Source organism: Salegentibacter sp. (assembly GCF_041642575.1).
GTDB lineage: Bacteria > Bacteroidota > Bacteroidia > Flavobacteriales > Flavobacteriaceae > Salegentibacter.
The window spans coordinates 1-4526 of the sequence record NZ_JBEPWD010000129.1; the positions used below are offsets into that span (position 1 = coordinate 1).

Annotated in this window: 4 protein-coding genes; 2 read left to right on the forward strand and 2 right to left on the reverse strand. The window is 40.9% G+C overall.

Annotated features, from left to right (window positions below; all coding sequences use genetic code 11):
* Both ACESK1_RS12170 and coaD read left to right on the forward strand, forming a co-directional pair.
* Window positions 1-655, forward strand: a 655-nt coding sequence (locus ACESK1_RS12170; RefSeq protein WP_372920451.1) for an ATP-grasp domain-containing protein, incomplete at its 5' end; no start/stop codon positions are given.
* 134 nt (window positions 656-789) lie between these two features.
* Window positions 790-1242, forward strand: coding sequence for a pantetheine-phosphate adenylyltransferase (gene coaD, locus ACESK1_RS12175; RefSeq protein ID WP_372920452.1), 453 nt, complete (start codon window positions 790-792; stop codon window positions 1240-1242).
* A gap of 3 nt (window positions 1243-1245) precedes the next feature.
* Here the strand turns inward: coaD and ACESK1_RS12180 are convergent, their stop codons facing one another.
* Together ACESK1_RS12180 and ACESK1_RS12185 are read right to left on the reverse strand one after the other, a co-directional pair.
* Window positions 1246-3540 carry a TonB-dependent receptor domain-containing protein gene (locus ACESK1_RS12180; RefSeq protein WP_372920453.1) on the reverse strand — a complete coding sequence of 765 codons (2295 nt, stop codon included), beginning with the start codon at window positions 3538-3540 and terminating at the stop codon, window positions 1246-1248.
* 9 nt (window positions 3541-3549) lie between these two features.
* Window positions 3550-4526 (reverse strand): sorbosone dehydrogenase family protein (locus ACESK1_RS12185; RefSeq protein ID WP_372920454.1); only part of this gene is annotated, 977 nt, incomplete at its 5' end.

Sequence of the window (4526 nt, forward strand, 5' to 3'; positions counted from 1 at the left end):
ATATTATCAGGCAGCACTTACTTTTAACAAGAGAGATCTTATAAGCGTTCTAAAAGCATACGGAGTTAAAGCGGCGACGAACTATTTTCTCAATAAAGAAGATAACATCAAGCCTACAGAAATTATTAACCGCGTAGGTCTCCCCTGTTTTGTAAAGGCTAATCGTGCCGGAAGTAGTTTTGGGATTACCAAAGTAAAAAAAGAGGAAGACCTTATTCCTGCCGCTAAAACCGCATTTAAGGAGGACGACGAGGTAATTATTGAGTCCTTCCTGGATGGCACCGAAGTTTCGGTGGGAGTGATCACGTGGAAAGGAAAAGTACGCGCTCTTCCGGTGACCGAGATTATTTCTGAAAATGAATTCTTCGATTATGAGGCCAAATATCTGGGAAAATCCCAGGAAATCACGCCGGCAAATATTTCAGAAGAAGATGCCAAAAAAGTTCAGGAGATCGCTAAATTGATCTATTCCAAGCTGAAAATGAAAGGATTCACCCGATCAGAATTTATCTTTCATAATGGGGAACCATATTTTATTGAAATGAATACCACGCCCGGATTAAGCCAGGCCAGTATTTTACCTCAACAAGCCCAGGCTGCAAAAATTAGCCTCACCGATCTTTATGGAAGCGCGGTGGAAGCAGCTTTAAGATAAAAAACCATTCGGGAATATTTATATTTACGGAGTTTTCTGATTTTAAAGGTGCGAATAGAAAAAAAGTTTTCCGCTTGCGTGGGAGAGACTGAAATAGTTTTCCGCCTTCACGGAAAAGACTAAATTATGTTATTATGAGAAAAGCTGTATTTCCAGGATCATTTGATCCTTTAACCCTTGGCCACACCGATATTATTGATAGAGCTCTGCCTCTGTTTAAAGAAGTAATTCTTGCTATTGGTACAAATTCCGATAAGAATTATATGTTTTCTCTTGATGTAAGACTTCATTTTTTAAAGGAAACTTATAAGGATGAACCCAAAGTAAAGGTGATGACCTATAAAGGCTTGACTGTTGATTTCTGTAAAGAACAGGAAGCCGATTTTATTTTGCGCGGTATTAGAAATGTTCAGGACCTGGAATTTGAAAAAGCTATCGGGCAGACCAATTTCAAGATGTCCGGGATAGACACTGTATTTCTAATTTGCTCTTCGGGACATAGTCATATTTCCTCAACCGTAGTTCGGGATGTGATAAAACACGGTGGCGATTATGAATTCATGGTTCCCGATGTAGTTCGAAAATAAGCTTTAGAAAATATAATTCAGCTGCAGTCCACCGTAATAATTTCGAGGATTTCCGGGATAATAATATCTTGGTGCCGCACCCCCAAAACCAACGGCATTCGTCAAAATACTGGCTGCATAGTGTTCATCAAAAATATTATTGATCCCGGCATACAGGTTGAACTCCAAACGCTTAATTATCTCAAAAGACCAGGAAGCCTTGAGATCTACTACCTGATAATTCTCGGAATATCCTGAGTTGGCATCATCCAGAGCAATTTCTCCCACTGCCCTGTACCCCGCAAAGAAATTTAAGCCCGAATCGCTTTCAAGATTCATCCCTAAGTTAATTGTGGATTTTGGTACCCCCGGTAATTCGTTCCCGGAGAAATCCTGATCGTTGTTTTCAAATTCATCGAATTCAAAGAAGTTAAAAGCGGCATTGAAATAAGGTTTTGCCAAAATCCCGGAAGTCAGGTTGAAATCATAATTCGCTAGAAATTCGAGTCCGTTATGAGTTGTTTTTCCGGCGTTAAGCCCAATGTAACGGTCTTCTGCCACCCGTTGTGCAACCAAAAGATCTTCAATCCTGATGGAATATGCCGAAAATTCAGTGTAAAGCCGATTGTTTAACCAATTCCCTTTAAAACCAAGTTCATAATTGATTCCGGTTTCGGGTTTAAGTTCGGTGTTGATCTGTCCTTCCGGGGTTAAAGTTTCAGCTACCGTAGGAGTTGAGAAACCGTGACTTATATTCGCAAAAAAATTCTTTCCGGGGCTAATTTCGTAAGTGCTTCCAATTCGCGGGGAAAAAATGAGATCAAATTCATAATCTCCGGATTGGTCTACCTCATCCCCTGCGAATAGATCGTTGAGGCTATAACGGGTGGAATTGAAATTAAATCCCCCTTCCAGCTTCCATTTTTCCGTTAAATCGAAATTTATCTGGCCAAAAAAATTGGTGTAATTTCGATCCTGTTCATTGCCGCTAAGGCGCTCACCCATTACGCTACCCTGGTTCTCAAATTCCCGGAACAAATTTTCAAAGGTTGCTGTATTATACCATTCATTGTAATATTCTGCTCCAAAACTTAACTGTGAGGGTTTATTAAATATAATTGAATTTAGCTGAAACCTTGTTCGTGCTCCCGCCGAAGCCTGTTCTTCCTTTAAAATATCAAAAGGGCGTGGTTCATACCCATTTCTAAAATTTAAATAGATGCTGGTGGTATTGCTGAAATTTTCGGAAAAATAATGCTGATAAGATGTCCCAAGCAGACCGCGGTCATAAGATTCAAAACCGCGCGCAGCTTCCCAGTTCGCATCGGCACTACTTGGATTGTTCATAAAATCATTTTCATTAATCGAACTGGGGATATATGCTTTAAGTTTTGTAAAACTGGCTAAAAGAGAAAGACTGTTATTGTCTGAAGTTTGTAGCCTGGCATTTACAAGTGCGGTTTGCCGCTTATATTCTCCATTGTCACGATATCCATCGCTGGTTAGATCGGTATAATTTGCATGAATAGCAGTGTTCTCTGTAGCATGCATTGCCCTGACCACATTTTTCCTGGTATTAAAACTCCCAATTTGAGATTTTAGCCCAACTTCGGTCTTCGGTGATTTTGGAAGTGCAGAAAAAAGATTGATTGAACCTCCCAAACCAGCCCCGTAAACACTGGAACTTGGGCCTTTTATCACCTCGATGCGATCAAGACTTTCAGGGTCAATATCATCCAGGGTGAGTTCTCCCTCGGCTGTGGTTAGCGGTATCCCATCAAAGTATGATTGAATGCGGTTAGTGCTGTATTGTGAACGCGCACCAATACCTCGAATGTTTATCTTATTGGTATTCAACGCTCCCTGATTTACAAACATTCCCGGCACATTATTGAATTTTTCCACCAGGTTGGTATTATCTCCCCGTTTTAAGTCGGTGCCCGAAATTACATTAACGGCAGCCGCTAGGCTTTGTAGACGGGATGGAATAATCGTACTCCTTATTATCACCTCGGAGAGGCTTTCAGTAGTTGGAATTAACAGAAAAGCCTGTTCAGCATTTAAATTTTCTACTTTCACCTTTAGCTCCTGAAAACCCAAAGCAGAGATCACAAGACTGACGGGCAATTGTTCAATTTCAATATTAAATTTCCCTTCAGCATCAGAAACAGCAACAGTTCCTGAGTTACTGTTCACTATATTGGCATTTTCAATTGGTTCGGAGGTTGCGGAATTTAAAATCCTTCCTGTCAAATTTTGGGCATAAAAGGTTCCAAAACTGCAAAACAGTAAGAAGGATACCAGTAATTTTTTTTTCAATATTTCTACTTATTTGTAGGAGACCTTCCAAATCACATTCGCATCATCATCATTTACCAGTAAGGAGCCATCGGGTAAAGTTGTTACTCCTACAGGGCGTCCATAGACTTCGCTTGCTTCTTCATCTGCTATAAAACCGGTTAAAAAATCTTCAGGTTCTCCCGGGTTTCCATTTTCATCGAAAGGTACGAAAACTACTTTATATCCCACAAACTCTGCGCGGTTCCAGGACCCATGTTGACCTATAAATGCACCATTTTGATACTTTTTGGGAAACTGACTATGAGTATAAAATTCAAGACCCAGGGATGCACTATGCGAAACTAACGGCACATCGGGCACAATAGCTTTCTCCACCAGTTCCAAATGCGGATCCTCTTCCCAACGGGGATCCTGGATTTGCCCGAAATAGGAATAAGGCCAGCCGTACCAGCCATTTTCGCGGACACTGGTTATATAATCGGGCACTAATTTATTACCTATTTTATCGCGTTCATTAACTGCTGTCCAAAGTTCTCCGGTCGCCGGGTTCCAGTCCATCCCAACGGGATTTCTTAATCCTGCCGCAAATATCTTCTCTCCGGAACCATCGGGATTAATTTCAAGAATTGCGGCACGGCGTTCCTCTCTATCCATTCCATACTCTCCTACATTACTGGCAGAGCCAACCGAAACATATATTTTAGTACCATCTTCACTAGCTATAAGGTTTCTTGTCCAGTGATTATTGTAACCTCCCGCAGGTAAATCGAGAATCTTTTCACCATTCTTTTTTATCTTTTTATCACCTTCGGAATAGGGATAACGGTATAGCCCATCGGTATTGGCAACATAAAAATATTCGCCTAGAACCAGCATGCCGTAAGGCTGATTCAGATCCTCAAGAAAAACATCTCTGAAATCCGGCTTTCCGTCACCATCCTCATCACGTAAAATGGTGATTCGATCGGCACTGTCTTCTGTGTTGGATTCTACCACAAAAATAT